Source organism: Jiangella alkaliphila, from assembly GCF_900105925.1.
GTDB classification, from domain to species: domain Bacteria; phylum Actinomycetota; class Actinomycetes; order Jiangellales; family Jiangellaceae; genus Jiangella; species Jiangella alkaliphila.
In genome coordinates this window covers 512,697-527,559 of sequence record NZ_LT629791.1, presented here as the reverse complement: position 1 = coordinate 527,559, position 14,863 = coordinate 512,697, and the positions used below count along the sequence as shown (strand labels likewise).

The window sequence follows — 14,863 nt, the reverse complement described above, 5'->3', positions numbered from 1 at the left end:
GAACCGGCCATGGTGGTGCACGTGGGGACGTCGGGCTGGCAGTACGACTCCTGGCGCGGCGTGCTCTACCCGCGCGGACTGGCGCAACGGCGCTGGCTGGAGCGGTACGCCGAGGGGTTCGCGACGGTCGAGAACAACAGCGCGTTCTACCGGCTGCCGCGGCGCGAGACGTTCGCGTCGTGGCGTGAGCGGCTGCCCGCCGACGTCGTCATGGCGGTGAAGGCGAGCCGGTACCTGACGCACCTGCGGCGGCTGCGCGACCCGGACGAGCCGGTGCGCCGGTTCCTGGACGTCGCCGCCGGGCTGGGCGACCGGCTCGGCCCGGTGCTGCTCCAGCTGCCGCCGAACCTGCGGGCCGATCATGACCGGCTGGACCGGTGCCTGTCGCTGTTCCCGCGCGACGTGCGGGTGGCGGTCGAGCCGCGGCACGAGTCGTGGTGGACCGACGAGATCCGGTCGCTGCTGGAGCGGCACGGCGCGGCCCTGTGCTGGGCCGACCGCCAGGGCCGGCCGGTCACGCCGCTGTGGCGCACGGCCGGGTGGGGCTACCTGCGGCTGCACGAGGGCGCCGCGCACCCGTGGCCGAAGTACGGCGGCCAGGCGCTGCGCGCATGGGCCGACCGGCTGGCCGCGACCTGGGCCGACGACCGCGACGTCTTCGTCTACTTCAACAACGACCCCGACGGCGCGGCGGTCCGCGACGCCGTCCGGTTCGCCGGCGTGCTGCGCCGGGCCGGCCGGTCCGTCACCCGCACCCCGTCACTGGCCGACACCGTCCCCACCTGAGCGCTACGCTGCCGCCGTGGACCCCGGTCTGGTGCTGCGAGTCGCGACGTTCAACATCCGCAACGGCCGTGCCCTCGACTGGCTGAACTCGTGGTGGTTCCGGCGCGGCGCGACGGCGGCGGCCATCGGCGCGCTGGGCGCGGAGGTGCTGGGGCTGCAGGAGGTCTACGAGTTCCAGCGCCGCTACCTGGCCCGGCGGCTGCCCGGCGCGCAGTGGTTCACGCAGGGACGTGACGGCGGCACGTCCGGCGAGCAGTGCCCGGTCGCCGTCAGCGGCGGGTTCGTCCGGGTCCTCGAGCATCGCACCCGCTGGTACGGCGACACGCCGGACGTCCCCGGGACCCGGCTGCCGGACGCGTCGTTCCCGCGCGTCGCGACCCTCCTCCGTTGCCGCGACCAGCGCACGGCCCGCGAGTTCACCGTCGTCAACACCCATCTCGACGAGCGGCACCCGGCCAACCGCGCGGCCTCGGTCCGGCAGCTGGTCGGGTGGCTGGACCCGGCCGTCCCCGCCGTCGTCATGGGCGACTTCAACGCCGTCCACGGCGACCGGAAGGTCATGGGGCCGCTGCTGGACGCCGGGTTCCGGCTCGCGCCGGTGACCGGCGGGACGGTGCACGGCTTCACGGGCAAGGAGGACGGACGGCGCATCGACCACATCCTGGCGAGCCCGCAGTGGACGTTCGAGGACGCGGCGGTCGAGCGGGAGCGGCCGGGCGGCCGGCTGCCGTCGGACCACTGGCCGGTCCGGGCGACGCTGCGGCTCCAGGAGGGCCGGACATACCGGCGATGAGAGGGGGCCGGAGGTCTCCTCGACCTCGTCGGTGCGAGCGACGAGCCACGGTGACCGTTGCTGGGGCCATGTCCGGCCCGACGACACTCGATGTCTGAGCCGGGTTCCGGGCCGGTTACTGGCAGCTGCGGCAGGTGCCGGACAGCGCGATGTGCGGCGGGTCGAGCTGGAAGTCGCTCTCGTCGGCCAGCCGGCGCTTGATCGGGTCGAGCAGGTCGCTGGGGAGGTCGATGATGCGGCCGCAGACCCGGCAGCTGGCGTGCAGGTGGTCGTCGTGTCCGGTGGCGTCGCCGGCCAGGTGGTACGTGGTGGCGCTGCCGCCGACGTGCACCTGCGTGACGACGCCGAGCGTGGCCAGCGTCTCGAGGGTGCGGTAGACCGTCGCGCGGTGGACCGTCGGGTGCAGCTCGCGGACCTGCTCGGACAGCTGCTCCGCGCTGGGGTGGCCGTCGACGGTCGCCAGCGCCTCGATGACCGCGTGGCGGGCGCCGGTGACGCGGTGCCCGCGGGCGCGCAGACGATCCAGCGCGCGCTCGACCGAGGCGACGTTGGCGCTGACATCGACGTCCACCCCTTCAGTGTCCCATGGTCATGGGGTTGCGGTGTCAGGTCGAGCGCTCGGCGACCAGCCGCTCGACGCCGTCGAGGATGAGCCGCAGGCCGAAGTCGCGGCCGTTGTCCGGCGGCGGGTCGGCGCCGTCGAGCATGGACCGCAGCGTGGGGAACAGCTCGGCGTGCTCGCGCAGCAGGTCCGCCTGCCGGCGGTTGACCCACGGCTGGGTGCCCGCGGTGGACACCGACATGGTGGCGCGGACGTGCCCGCCCAGCATCCGGGCCAGGCTCATCCGCTCCGGGACGGTCAGCCCGCTCTCGGCGAGCACGGCCGCGGACAGCTCCGTCCAGCCGGTCTCGTTGGGTCCCATGACGCGGTCGCCCATGGTGACCCAGGGCAGCCAGGGGTGCGCCTCCCACGTGCGCCCGAGCAGCCGGACCCACTCCTCGATGCGCGGCCGCCACGTCCCGGGCAGCTCGTCGAACACCGGCGGCTCACCGACGGCGAGGTCGATCATGGCCGCGACCAGCTCGTCCTTGCCGGTGACGTACCGGTAGAGCGACATCTTGGTGAAGTCGAGGTCGGCGGCGACCCGCTGCATCGAGACCGCCGCCAGGCCCTCCGAGTCGGCGAGGTCGACCGCCGCCTGGGCGATGCGTTCCAGGCTGAGCACCGGCTTCGGGCCCCGGGTGGGCCCTTCGCGCAGCCCCCAGAGCAGCTGGATCGTGCCATCCGCTGTCGTGTCCGAGTCCGTCACCACGTGCCCTCACCTTCCGTTTCCCGAACTCTATCAAAATTGAGTCTTGCGGAAACAGTATCTGTAGGACACAGTTGTCCTCAGCCGGAAACAGTTGACCGGCGGACACAGATCAGGAAGCGAGTGCCTCATGTCCCGGAAGATCTTCGTCAACGTCTGCACCCAGGACCTTCGCCGCAGCATCGACTTCTACACGGCGCTCGGCTTCACCCTCGTCGAGGACTTCTCCAACGAGCAGGCCGCCTGCCTCCGGCTCACCGACTCCATCTACGTCATGGCCGTCACCGAGGGGTTCTTCACCGAGACGGTCACCAACGGCGTCTCGACCTCCGGCACGCAGGTCGTCCTCGCACTCGAGCTGGGCAGCCGCGAGGAGGTCGACGAGGTGGCCGACAAGGCGCTGGCCGCCGGCGGTGAGAAGGCCAAGGACCCGATGGACGAGGGCTTCATGTACGGCCGCAGCTTCCTCGACCCCGACGGTCACCACTGGGAGCTGATGTGGATGGACGCCGCCGCCGCCTGAGCGGAGCCCGGCGGCGATGAATTCGCACGACTTTGTCAGTCGGTATCGGCACAATCAAATCGCGGAGGACCCACGATGACTGACGCACAACCCGTCGCCGCCGGCCGGCCGCTGCCGCGCGCGCTGACGCCGTTCCGCACCCCGGCCTACCGCCGCCTGGCGGTGGCCCTGGTGTTCTCGACGTTCGCCTCGGGCGTCTGGATCGTGGCGCAGGTGTGGGAGGTCATCCGCCTCGGCGGCGGGCCGGCCCAGCTCTCCGTCGTCTCCACCGCGTCGGCCTTCGGCGTGCTGCTGCCGGCCCTGCTCGCCGGCGTGGTCGCCGACCGCGTCCCGCAGAAGACCATCCTGCTCTGCGTGGCCGGCATCGAGCTGGGCGGCATGACGCTGGTGGCCACGCTCTCGCTCACCGACGCCACGCGGCTGTGGCACCTGGCCGTGGTCGGGTTCGTCACCGGCGTGGGCATGGCGTTCTACTACCCGGCCTACTCCGCCTGGCTGCCGGCGCTGGTGCCCGAGTCCGACCTCATGGCGGTCAACGGCTTCGAGGGCATGGTCCGGCCGACCATCGGCCAGGCGCTGGGTCCGGCGGTCGCCGGCGCCGTCGTCGGCATGGCCAACCCCGGCTCCGCCGTACTGGTGGCGGCCGGGGCGGCGGCGCTCGGACTGCTGGCGCTGACGACCGTCCCGAAGACGCCGGTCCGCCGCGAGCTGCCCGCCGAGGCCGTCGCCCACCCCGTCCGCACCGCGCTGGCCGACATGCGCGAGGGGCTGGCGTACATGTGGCGCACCCCGTGGCTGCTGGCCACGCTGCTGTTCGCCAGCCTGATGATCCTGGTGCTCATGGGTCCGCTCGAGGTCCTGACGCCGTTCATCATCAAGGACCGCCTCGGCGGCGGCCCCGGCGACCACGCGTGGGTGCTCGGCGCGTTCGGCATCGGCGGCGCGGTGGGCTCGCTGATCATGGCGTCCATGCGCATGCCGCGCCGCTACCTCACCTGGATGAACCTGCTCTGGGGCGTCGGCTGCCTGCCCATGGTGGTCATCGGCTTCGCGAACTCCGTGTGGGTGGTCATCGGGGCGGCGTTCCTGCTCGGGGCGATGTTCTCCGCGCCGATGGTCATCTGGGGGACGCTGCTGCAGCGGCGGGTGCCGCCTGCGCTGCTGGGCCGGGTCGCCAGCCTCGACTTCTTCGTGTCCATCTCGCTGATGCCGGTGTCCATGGCGCTGGCCGGCCCGATCTCCCAGCTCATCGGCCTGCGGGCCACGTTCGTCATCGCGGGTGTGGTCCCGGCCGTGGTCGCCGTCGTGGCGATCATCTGGGCGAAGCTCCCGGCCGACGAGCTCGCCCACCCGCTGCGCGACGACCCCGAGCCGCCCGAGCGCGGTCCCGCGAGCGGGCCGGACGACGGCCTGGCTGCAACGGCGGCGGTCGGCCCCGAGGGGCCACTGGGTCCCGAGGCCGAGCGCCTCGACCCCGTCCCCGACTCCGTCTGACCACCCCATGATCATCGCCGATGATCATGGGTTTCCACCGGGACGCGCGGATCGCAGCAGGGCGTGGATCAGCGTGTCGCCGATCCACCGCTCGTACTCCTCGTGCGACCAGCCGCACGCCAGCACGAACGCGTCGAAGTTGGCTTGCGCGCAAACCGTCCAGATGACGTCGGCCGCCCGGTCCGGCGTCACCCCCGCCCGCAGTGCTCCGCGGGATTCGAGCAGGTCGGCGAACCGGCGCAGCCCGGCGTGCCGGAGCTCGGCCTGCTGGATCCGCAACGCCTGCAGGGCGTCGTCGGTGGCGGCGGCCGCGTCCAGCACGTGCAGCAGTGGCCCGACCCGGCTCCAGATGCCCGGCTGCGTCGCGGCGTAGGCGCGCAGCTGCCGCACGGGGTCGGGCTCGTCGATGATCCGCCGGATCGCCGGTCGCTGCTCCACCGGGACGTCGGAGCGCTCGGCGCCGCCGGCCACGGCGGCGAGGACGGCGGCCTCGAGCAGGCCGGCCTTGCCCGTCGCCGATCGGTACACCGTCTCGACCGCGACACCGGCTTCGGCCGCGATGCGCGGGATCGTCGCCCGCGCGTACCCGAGCTCGACGAAGACGCGGCTGGCCGCCTCGACGATGCGGGTCCGGGTCTCGGCGGCACGGGCGCGGCGGTTCGTCGAGTCGTACCTGCGCTTGGGGCTTGCGATCTCCGACATTGAGGAGAATGATACTGTCATGAATTAGCCGGAGCCGGCCCGACACGCCGGCGTTCAGAATGGGGGGACGTCATGACCACCGACATCAAGGAGAGCGCCCGGCGCGTGCTGGAGGAGATCTTCCCGGCGAACGATGACGCCGCGCTGGCAGAGTTGATCAGCGACGAGTTCGTCAACCACGAGGCACCGCCCGGCACGCCGCCCGGGCTGGGCGGCATCGCGTTCTACATGCACCTGCTCGCGGGCGCCTTCGCCGACCAGAAGTGGACGGTGCACCACGTGCTCGCCGACGGCGACACCGTCGCGGTTCACTGCACCCACAGCGGCCGCCACGTCGGCGACTTCTTCGGCCTCGCGCCCACCGGCCGGTCGTTCAGCTACCGGCAGATGCACCTGATCCGGTTCGCCGGCGGCAAGGGCGTCGAGCACTGGGCGGTGCGCGACGACGCCGGCCTGATGCGCCAGCTGTCGGCGGCGCCTGCGGCACAGCCGGCCTGACCTCACTCGACGGTCGCGCCCCGCTCCAGGCTGTACGCGAGCGCGGCCGCCGGATCGATGAGGTTGACCGGGTTCTGGTGCGCCCCGACCAGGTGGCCGTTGCGCACGTGCGGGTTGCCGTCGTCGACGTCGCCGACGATGCAGGTGACGTTGTCGCGGCCGCCCGCGGCCAGCGCCGCGTCGACCAGCCGCTGCGCCGCCGTCGTCGGCGAGCCGTCGTCCAGCAGCCGCACGATCAGGTCGTCCGGCACGAGGTCGGTCAGGCCGTCGCTGCACAGCAGCACCCGGTCGCCGGGCTCTAGCTCGACCCGGACGATCGACACGACCGGCGGGCTCTCGGCGGCGACCGACCGGACGACGACCGATCGGTACGGGTGCGACGCGACGTCCTGGCGCGTGATGCGGCCCTCGTCGATCAGCTCCTGGACCAGTGTGTCGTCGCGGGTGAGCTGTCGCAGGACGGGTCCGCGCAGCAGGTAGCCACGCGAGTCGCCGACGTGCGCGAGCGTGAACCCGTCGCCGTCGGCCAGCAGCGCCGTCAGCGTCGTCGCCATGCCGGCCCGCGCCGGATCGCGCCGCACGCCGTCGCTCAGGTGCGCGAACGCGTAACCCACGGCGTCGCTGAGCAGCGCGACCGGGTCCTGCCGCTCCCGCGACCCGAGCACGAACGACGCGACGACGTGCGCGACACTGGCCGACGCGACCTCGCCCGCCGCGTTCCCGCCCACGCCGTCGGCCACCAGCAGCAGCCCGGCGCTCGCGTAACCGGAGTCCTCGTTGTTGGCGCGCACGAGGCCGCGGTCGGACCTCGCGGCCGGCCGGAATCGGAGCATCGGCACCTCGTCTCCTCGCCGTTTCGGTGCCCCCACCCTCCGACGGTGTGCGGTCCGCGCGCAACCTGCTTCAGGTTGTCGCCGCCCAGGCCCGCTGGAGCGGCCGGTAGTCGATCACCGTGATCCCTTCCTCGGCCAGGACGCCGCGGGCGCGGGCGGACGTGAGGAAGGCGTGGTCGGTCGCCCGCACCCGCCAGCCCGTGGGCTCGATCGCCCGCCACTGCGCCGTCGCGAGCGCCGGATGGACGGCCCATTCACTCAGGCCAGCCGGCAGCTCGCGCAGCAGCCGCTCGTACGTCGCCGCTTTGCCGGCCGGGTCGGCCGGGTCGAGCGCGAAGCTGTCGAGGAACGCGTGGTCGACGACGGGCTTGCCCAGCGCCCGCGCCGCCGCCCGTCCCTCGTCCAGCCAGACCCGCGCCGCCAACCCGTGCTCGGCGGCGAGCGCCAGGCCGAGCTCGAAGACGTCCGCCCGGCCGCCGTCGGCGAGGCAGTGCCAGTCCAGGTGGGTCGGCGCCAGCCCGGCCCGCAGCACCGTGTCGAGCTGCGCGCGCAGCTCTCGTTCGACGTCCTCGATCCGGGCCCGCGCGAGCAGGCGGTCGCGGTCGACGGCGCTGTTGGTGAACAGCTCACCGGTCGCGGGATCGAGCAGCGACGGCACCCGCTCGCGCGCCGCGACCGGCCCCCACGCGGAGTCGGCCGAGTCGCGGATGATGGTGAGATGGACGCCGAACGGCAGCCACGGCCTCTCCCGTAGCAGCCGCATCGCGTTGGTGGCGGCCGGGCCGGGCACCATGAGGCTGCACGAGACGGCGATCCCGTCCTCCACCGCCTCGACGATCCCCGCGTTGACGGCAGGGTGCATGCCGAGGTCGTCGCAGTTGACGATCAGCACGCGGGCCGCCGGCGCGAAGCCCAGCGCCTCGGCGCCCTCGCTCGCCATGGAACCTCCTCCGCCGACGAGGATGTCATCGATCGCGACGCCAGGTCATGACACGCAGGCACACGCTTGGTAACCTCGTCGCGCCGGTTGGGAAAGCGGTTCCACGTCCGACCGTCGACATCGCGGGGGTGCCCATCGCTGCTACGGCTGGAGAGCTCGCCGAGCTGGTGCGGGCGTCGCGAGAACGAGCGTTGTTGACCCAGGACGAGCTGGCGGAACGGTCGGGGTTGAGTGTCGGCACGGTACGAGGGCTGGAGTCCGGCCGGATCCGCCGTCCCCGCGCCTCGACGTTGCGGTTGATCGCCGATGCCCTGGCCTTGTCGGCAACGGACCGTGCGGCACTCGTCGGGTCAGTCGCCGGGGTGAACGACGACACCGCCGCGTCGTCGCCGAGCGGGCCGTGGATGGTTCCGGCGCAGCTGCCCGTCGCCGTGAGGGGATTCGTCGGCCGCGACGAAGAACTCACGCTGCTGGACCGCACCGCGAATGCCGTCGAGCCCGCGTCGCCACGGCCGGTCGCGGTCATCGCCGGCATGGCCGGTGTCGGCAAGACGACGCTGGCGCTGCATTGGGCCCACCGGGCTCGGCATCACTTCCCGGACGGACAGCTCTACGTCGATCTGCGTGGCTTTCATCCGGCCGGCACACCCGTGACTCCGGCCGAGGCGCTGTTGCGGGTCCTCGACGCACTGCAGGTCCCTGCGCAGCGGATCCCAGCCAGCGTGGAGGCGCGGGCGGGCCTCTACCGAAGCCTGCTCGCGGATCGGCGCATGCTGATCGTGCTGGACAACGCCCGGGACGCCGAGCAGGTCCGGGCGCTGCTTCCAGGATCGCGCACCTGCTTCACCGTCGTGACGAGCCGTTACCGGCTGTCCGGGCTGGTCGCGGCGGAGGGAGCCCGGCTGCTCGCACTGGATCTGCTGTCCGAACCCGAGGCGAGGGTGCTGCTGGCCGAGCGACTCGGTGAGGAGCGGGTTCGGGCCGAACCGGATGCCGCGGACGCCGTCGTGGCCGGTTGCGGACGGCTCCCGCTCGCCCTGGTGATCGCCGCCGCTCGCGCCGTCACCGAGCCGGGGCTCTCGCTGGCCGTGATGGCCGACCAGCTCCGGCAGGTGCGTGAACGGCTCGATGCCCTCGACCGCGACGACCCCGCGACGGATCTCCGGGCGGCGTTCTCCTGGTCGTACCGCGTCCTCAGCCCGGCCGCTGCCAGGCTTCTGCGGCTGCTGAGCCTGCCGCCAGGCCCGGACATCGGCATCTCCGCCGCGGCCAGCCTCGCCGCAGCCGCTCAGCCACGGGTGGCCCTGCTGCTGGCCGAGCTCGCCGACGCCCATCTCCTGGACTCCCCGGCGCCGGGCCGGTACACCCTCCACGACCTGCTGCGCGGCTATGCCGGTGAACTCAGCGATCGCCTCGATCCGGAGTCCGAACGGCAGATGTGGCGACGACGACTGCTCGATCACTATCTGCACACGGCGCACGCGGCGGCCATGCGGCTCGAGCCGCACCGATCACCGTTGGCCCTGCCGTCGCCGGACCCGGACGCGGTTCCGGAGGCCATGGCCGACCACGTTCGAGCCACGTCGTGGTTCGCGGCCGAGCGGTCCGTGCTCGTGGCCGTGCAGCGCGATGCACGGGACACCGGGTTCGACGGCCACGCGTGGCGGTTGGCCTGGGCCATGCGGGATCTCCTCGATTGGGCCGGCCTCTGGGAGGACAACCTGTCCGTGCAGCGGATCGGCCAGGACGCGGCCTCCCACCTGGGTGACCCGGCCGCGCGGGCGCAGGCCGACAAGGGTGCTGGTCTGGCATGCGTCCGGCTGGAGCGCCTCGACGAGGCGCGCCGCAACCTGACCGATGCGCTCACGTGGTTCCGCCAGAGTGGCGATCTCGCCGCGCAGGCGGACGTCACCTGCACGCTGGCGCAGGTGCTGTGGTCGCAGAACGAGCGACAGGGGAGCATCGACTACGCGATCGACTCCTTGAGTCTGTATGTCGTGACAGGCAACCTGGCCGGACAGGCGCGCGTCCACAACAACCTGGGCTGGCTGATGGCTCAACTCGGCGATCACCTCAGCGCGGTCAACCATTGCTTCAGCGCACTCGCCCTGCAACAGAGGCTGGGTGATCGCCGCGGGGCGGCGGCCACCTGGCACAGCCTCGGCCACGCGCACCATGAACTCGGCGACTTCCGCGCGGCGGTGAACTGCTACCGGCGGGCCGTGGATCTGCTGCGCGCCTTCGACCAACGCTACGAGGAAGCCGAAGCGCTCGCGCGCCTCGGCGAGGCCTACGTCTCGGCCGGCGACCCCGGCAGCGCACGAACCGCATGGGAGAGCTCACTGCGGTTGCTGACCGCCCTCGAGCACCCGGAAGCCGATCACGTGCGCTCGTTGCTGACGTCGGTGGGCTCGCCGGCTACCAGCGCGTGACCACGGGGGGTGGGGCCGTCGGTGGCCGCCGGCGGTCCCGTGCGTCGTGACCGGAACCGCCGCGCGCCTGCCGGACCTGATCAGTCCGACGCGACGGCCTGCTTGATCGCAGCGGAGAAGTCCGTCAGGTCGTGCACGGCCCCCCATCCCGGTGCGAGATCGGAGTGCGCGACGTCGATGCCGAGCATGTCGTCGTCGGCGGCGCCCTGCAGCCACAACCCATCCCGGTACGGGGCGTAGAGCCCGGCCTGCGAGGGGATGGCCGACGGGCGAGTGACGGTCGTGTCCGGCTGGGGCCGCCAGGTGGTGATGTCGTCGAGCACGGCGACGATCTCGGCCTGCGGGTTCAGCACGGCGAGTTCGTCGGGACCGTGCGCGATGTTCGTCTGGACGGAGACATAGACCTTGCCGTCGGTGACCTGCTCAGGCGCGCCGGCTAGGACCTCGTCGACGGCGATCACGAAGGTCGGATAGGCGTCGGCGGAACGGCCGGCGGCAGCGGCTGCGGGATTGTCGAGGCGGATCCCTTCGGTCACGTCGACCACGGTGCCGGAGACGATCAGATCGGCTTGCCCGACGGCGTCCGCCGCCGAGTCCAGCGGTGTGTAGTCGAAGTGGATCCCGGCGCCGGCCAGGTCGGCCAGTTCGCGCGCGGAGCCCGCATCGGTGGCGTCAGTGGTGTCGGCCTCGTGGGTGGCAGAGCATCCGGCGGCGAGCGCCGCAGCGGCCACGCACGACGTGACGATCGCGATGGTGGTCTTCATGGTTCACGTGTCCTATCGACGTGTGGGCGGCTCAGAAGGTCGCGTTGATGTGGGAGACGTCGTGGGAGTGGAAGGACCGCCACGTGAGGCTCGAGCTGGGGATCTCGCCGCTGATCATCACGCAGTTGTGGGCGGACGGAGAGTGATGACCCAGCCCGACGCTGTGGCCGATCTCGTGGAGGGCCGTCTTCTGCTGGTCGTAGACGTCGTTGGCGGGGCCCTGGTTGATCTCCGGGAAGTCCATGTTGATGTTGGCCGAGTCGCACCGGTTGGTCGGCGTCCGCTCCCAGCACGAGTAGGTGCCGCGCAGGTTTCCGGGCAGGTCGGACCGCCACCACCACAGGTCGGTTCCGGCAACACAGGTCTCCCGGATATCGAACAGGTCCGTTTGCGTGTCGAGGCGACTCATCGCCCAGGTGACACGCGTGCGGTGTTCGGGATAGTTGTCGAAGCTGGGGGTGAAGCAGAAGGCGTGGCCGGCACTGTCGGCCAGCTCGCCGTCGGGATACGGCGTCGCGTTCGCCGCGGTCGGCGCGACGAGACCGGTGCCGACGACGACGGCGCCGATCGAGCACGCTCTGATGACGGCGCCGAGGCGGGCGCGAACCGACGAGGTGGAGCGGCGAGGGCTTCCGTCTGGGACGGTGGGCAAGGTCTGAGGCATTGATGCCTTCCTCGTGTCTGTACGATCTCCGGCGTCGCCGGAGGTGCCGCGGCAACTATCGCCACTAGGACACGCGGTGCTGAAGGTCGGCAACCGTCAATTCACCGTCAAAACCGGATCAATCGCCCAGGCCGATGGCGGCAGCCGCGGGTCGCGCGCACCAGCAGCGAGGAGCTCGCCGGGCGTTCCGAGCCAGGCCCGCCGAGCACGGGCAGCGACCGCCGAATTGCCGTCAGGCAGCGTCGGCCCGGTGAACGAGAAGTCTGTAGGCTTGGGCGATCGAGCGGCATGGGGCTATCGGGGTTGTCTGTCAGGCCTTTTCTGCAGGTGTCAGAGGAGAATGGTGGCAACGGTACTCATCGTGGAGGATGATCCGCTGATTGCGTCCTTCATCCAAAAGGCCCTCGTTCGGCGTGGTCACGACGTCGAATGGGTGCAGACCGGGAAGGCGGCGCTGGACCGCATCGACAAGACGGGTGTCGATCTCCAGTTACTCGACCTCGGACTGCCCGACATCGACGGTCTCGACGTGCTGCGACAGCTCAAGGAGCGCGGTGATCAGACGCCGGTCATCGTCATCACTTCCCGAAGCGACCCGGTGGACCGATCCAAAGCCGAGAGCTTCGGCGTCAAGGCCTACCTGACCAAGCCTTTTCCGCTCGCCGACCTCTTTGCCTTGGTCGATGCCGCCCTCTGACTCCATCAATCTGCGCTCAGCACGGAAGCCGTCGAACTCAGCTTGCTCTGCTCGCGGATGAGATCTGTCGAGATGAATATCTCGAACATGGCGCCGCGCTCGGTGTCCGGATTCAGCCGGGCATATCCGCTGTGGGCCTCGGCTATCGCGGCGACGATCGACAGGCCCAGGCCGCTGCCGGTCCGGCCGCCGGAGGATCTGACGAAGCGTTCGAAGATGCGCTCCGCGTCCTCGGCCGCTACACCGGGACCGTCGTCGTGGACCCACAGGCGAACAAAGCCTCCATGGACCTCGGACCCGATGCGGACCGCCGCCGTGGCATCGGTGTGCTGGCAGGCGTTCTCGGCCAGTTGCATGATGGCCTGGGTGAGCCGCTGGCTGTCGGCCCAGAGCACTCCCGAAGCGCACGCTTCGAGCTCCCACGTCCTGCCGCAGAGCATCGACGCCTTGCGAAGCATGTCGTGGGTCCACATCTCCAGGTCCACCGGTTCCGGCGTCAGGAAGTCGGGCCGCTCGGCCCTGGCCAGCGTGAGCAGATCTTCGACCATCCGGTTCATGCGGTCGATCTCGTTCGTGATGAGCAGCGTGGTCGAGGCCCGCTCCTGAGGGTCATCTTCCAGGTCGAGCAACTCGACATGCCCGCGAATGACGGTCAGCGGTCCCCGTAGCTCGTGGCTGACCTCCTCGAGGAAGTCGCGTTGCGTGGCGAACGCTCGCTCCAGCCGGGCCAGCATGTCGTTGAACGCGGTGGCGATCCGGGACGCCTCGTCGTCGCCGCGTCCCGGGATACGTCGCGTCAGGTCGGTCTCGGAGATGACCCGAGCCGTTTCGGCGAGCGTGTTCAATGGCCGCAATACGCGCCCCGCGAGGAACCATCCGACCACAGACGCCAGCACGATCGTCACGAAGTGGATCAGAGCCTGAGCGGCGACGGCATCGGTGAGTTCTTCCCGCTCGGCGGCCGGGAAGTTGGCGATCACGAATAGTCCGTCAGCGCCGTCGTCGCGCAATGGGATCGCGATGAACCGGGCCATGCCTCCGCTGGTATCGATCTCGTCCTCGGTGTACTCGTCGAGGCTCAGCCAGTAGCGGACGGTATCGCCCAGCTCATTCGCCGGTACGGCGTGGGTCGCACTCTCGGTGATGTAGATGTCACGGCCGATGAACGAGATCAGAGTCTCGCCCTCGTCGGGCACTTCGCGGGCGAAGTACGCGTCGTACACCGCGACCAGATCGGCCTCGGTCCGCGCCCGATCCGGTGGAAGTAGACGGTCCGCCGCAGTCTGGAACTCTTCCGTCTCACGGTGCATGTTCGCCTCGATCTCCTCGTCGAGGCGTTCCAGCAGTGCACCACGCAAAAGAAGGATCGAGACGACCGACGACCCGGCAAGGAGCACAATGACCGCGGCGAGGATGCGGACCCGCATCCCGCCGAGTAAGTCCCTCCACCGGCTCAGACTTGCCATGATGCCCATCATGGCGTCGCGTGGGCCGACCAGGTAGCCCTGCAGTACACGGACTTTGGTGCACACGGCCACCCCTGGCTTCCGGAATCCCTCATCCACGGGCGGAATCGACGTGGGGCATAGTGCGAGTCCGGGTCTCGCACTATGCTGCCGACGGGTGCAGTCGAGGGGTTCGCCCCTCGGGGGGTGTTGCGTGGCAGTTGCCACGCTGGGGGGACTCGTGGCGACGATCCTGATCACTGAGGACGACCCGCTTGTCGGCTCGTTCCTGGAAAAGGGCCTCAGAGCTGGGGGCTACTCCACCACGCTTGTCGGCAATGCCGAGCAGGCTGAGGCGCTCGGCCTCAGTGGCGCTTTCGACCTGTTGATCCTCGACCTCCATCTGCCCGACCGGGACGGGTCAGAGGTGCTGCGAGAGCTGCGGGCCAGAGGAAGCAGGTTGCCGGTGCTCGTCCTCACCGGGCGAAGCGAACTCGACGTGGTGGCGCTCCTCGATGCGGGTGCGGACGACTACATGAAGAAGCCGTTCCGATTGGATGAGCTGCTCGCCCGCGTCCGGGCACGACTACGGCACTCCGGAAGTGAGCAGCCGCATGTCCTGGACGCCGGCGAGCTGCATCTGGACCTGCAGACACATCGCGTGACGTCGCACGAGAAGACCGTCGAGCTGACATCCCGCGAGTTCCGTCTGCTCGAGACCCTCCTCCGCCACGCCGACCAGGTTCTCAGCCGCGAGCAACTGCTCTCCCAGGCCTGGGGCTATGGGTTCGATCCGGGGACCAACGTCGTCAACGTCTACATCAACACGCTTCGTCACAAGCTCGGCGCTGACGTCATCGAGACCGTGAGGGGTGTCGGTTACCGGCTGCGCCGCTGACTGCCGGTCGATAAAGAACTCCTCATGAAACCCTTATAGATCCTTTACGCACCAGGTCTTGACTGAGCCCCATTGGGACAGCTA

The 14,863-nt window shown here is 70.6% G+C and carries 16 protein-coding genes; 8 read left to right on the top strand and 8 right to left on the bottom strand.

Going from position 1 to position 14,863, the window contains the following annotated elements; genetic code table 11:
• The first annotated feature begins 9 nt into the window (after positions 1-9).
• Together BLV05_RS02430 and BLV05_RS02425 are read left to right on the top strand one after the other, a co-directional pair.
• Positions 10-786, top strand: a complete 777-nt coding sequence (locus tag BLV05_RS02430) for a DUF72 domain-containing protein (RefSeq protein ID WP_046766604.1) — start codon at positions 10-12, stop codon at positions 784-786.
• Positions 787-802: 16 nt separating this feature from the next.
• Positions 803-1,579, top strand: a complete 777-nt coding sequence (locus tag BLV05_RS02425) for an endonuclease/exonuclease/phosphatase family protein (RefSeq protein WP_052762055.1) — start codon at positions 803-805, stop codon at positions 1,577-1,579.
• 115 nt (positions 1,580-1,694) lie between these two features.
• Here BLV05_RS02425 and BLV05_RS02420 read toward each other — a convergent pair whose 3' ends face one another.
• Together BLV05_RS02420 and BLV05_RS02415 are read right to left on the bottom strand one after the other, a co-directional pair.
• Positions 1,695-2,150, bottom strand: coding sequence for a Fur family transcriptional regulator (locus BLV05_RS02420; RefSeq protein WP_046766605.1), 456 nt, complete (start codon positions 2,148-2,150; stop codon positions 1,695-1,697).
• 34 nt (positions 2,151-2,184) lie between these two features.
• A complete protein-coding gene (locus BLV05_RS02415) occupies positions 2,185-2,892 on the bottom strand; it encodes a TetR/AcrR family transcriptional regulator (RefSeq protein WP_197683509.1) in 708 nt (235 codons plus the stop codon).
• Between the two features lie 127 nt (positions 2,893-3,019).
• Between BLV05_RS02415 and BLV05_RS02410 the strand changes: the two genes are divergently transcribed.
• Both BLV05_RS02410 and BLV05_RS02405 read left to right on the top strand, forming a co-directional pair.
• A complete protein-coding gene (locus BLV05_RS02410; RefSeq protein WP_046766606.1) occupies positions 3,020-3,412 on the top strand; it encodes a VOC family protein in 393 nt (130 codons plus the stop codon).
• A 75-nt stretch (positions 3,413-3,487) separates the two neighbouring features.
• Positions 3,488-4,906 carry an MFS transporter gene (locus BLV05_RS02405; protein ID WP_082154886.1) on the top strand — a complete coding sequence of 473 codons (1,419 nt, stop codon included), beginning with the start codon at positions 3,488-3,490 and terminating at the stop codon, positions 4,904-4,906.
• A 24-nt stretch (positions 4,907-4,930) separates the two neighbouring features.
• On the opposite strand, the gene BLV05_RS02400 is transcribed toward BLV05_RS02405, so the two are convergent.
• On the bottom strand, positions 4,931-5,608 hold the full coding sequence (locus tag BLV05_RS02400) for a TetR/AcrR family transcriptional regulator (protein WP_046766607.1): 678 nt from the start codon (positions 5,606-5,608) through the stop codon (positions 4,931-4,933).
• A gap of 72 nt (positions 5,609-5,680) precedes the next feature.
• Between BLV05_RS02400 and BLV05_RS02395 the strand changes: the two genes are divergently transcribed.
• Complete coding sequence (locus BLV05_RS02395) at positions 5,681-6,106, top strand: ester cyclase (RefSeq protein ID WP_052762056.1); 426 nt, start codon at positions 5,681-5,683, stop codon at positions 6,104-6,106.
• A 2-nt stretch (positions 6,107-6,108) separates the two neighbouring features.
• Here the strand turns inward: BLV05_RS02395 and BLV05_RS02390 are convergent, their stop codons facing one another.
• Together BLV05_RS02390 and BLV05_RS02385 are read right to left on the bottom strand one after the other, a co-directional pair.
• Positions 6,109-6,939: a PP2C family protein-serine/threonine phosphatase gene (locus BLV05_RS02390; RefSeq protein ID WP_052762057.1), complete on the bottom strand. Its 831-nt coding sequence runs from the start codon at positions 6,937-6,939 to the stop codon at positions 6,109-6,111.
• A 70-nt stretch (positions 6,940-7,009) separates the two neighbouring features.
• A complete protein-coding gene (locus BLV05_RS02385) occupies positions 7,010-7,879 on the bottom strand; it encodes a carbohydrate deacetylase (protein WP_052762058.1) in 870 nt (289 codons plus the stop codon).
• Positions 7,880-7,926: 47 nt separating this feature from the next.
• Here BLV05_RS02385 and BLV05_RS02380 point away from each other — a divergent pair, with 47 nt between their 5' ends.
• Positions 7,927-10,311 carry an ATP-binding protein gene (locus tag BLV05_RS02380; RefSeq protein ID WP_082154888.1) on the top strand — a complete coding sequence of 795 codons (2,385 nt, stop codon included), beginning with the start codon at positions 7,927-7,929 and terminating at the stop codon, positions 10,309-10,311.
• Between the two features lie 80 nt (positions 10,312-10,391).
• Here BLV05_RS02380 and BLV05_RS02375 read toward each other — a convergent pair whose 3' ends face one another.
• Positions 10,392-11,075 (bottom strand): hypothetical protein, encoded by a 684-nt coding sequence (locus BLV05_RS02375; RefSeq protein ID WP_046766609.1) that lies wholly within the window; start codon positions 11,073-11,075, stop codon positions 10,392-10,394.
• A gap of 31 nt (positions 11,076-11,106) precedes the next feature.
• On the bottom strand, positions 11,107-11,832 hold the full coding sequence (locus tag BLV05_RS02370) for a hypothetical protein (protein ID WP_152690532.1): 726 nt from the start codon (positions 11,830-11,832) through the stop codon (positions 11,107-11,109).
• A gap of 250 nt (positions 11,833-12,082) precedes the next feature.
• Here BLV05_RS02370 and BLV05_RS36405 point away from each other — a divergent pair, with 250 nt between their 5' ends.
• A complete protein-coding gene (locus BLV05_RS36405; RefSeq protein ID WP_046766800.1) occupies positions 12,083-12,436 on the top strand; it encodes a response regulator transcription factor in 354 nt (117 codons plus the stop codon).
• Between the two features lie 5 nt (positions 12,437-12,441).
• Here the strand turns inward: BLV05_RS36405 and BLV05_RS02360 are convergent, their stop codons facing one another.
• Entirely contained in the window at positions 12,442-14,001 is a 1,560-nt protein-coding gene (locus BLV05_RS02360) for a sensor histidine kinase (RefSeq protein ID WP_157524176.1), read from the bottom strand.
• Positions 14,002-14,122: 121 nt separating this feature from the next.
• Between BLV05_RS02360 and BLV05_RS02355 the strand changes: the two genes are divergently transcribed.
• On the top strand, positions 14,123-14,779 hold the full coding sequence (locus BLV05_RS02355; protein ID WP_046766802.1) for a response regulator transcription factor: 657 nt from the start codon (positions 14,123-14,125) through the stop codon (positions 14,777-14,779).
• Positions 14,780-14,863: the final 84 nt, after the last annotated feature.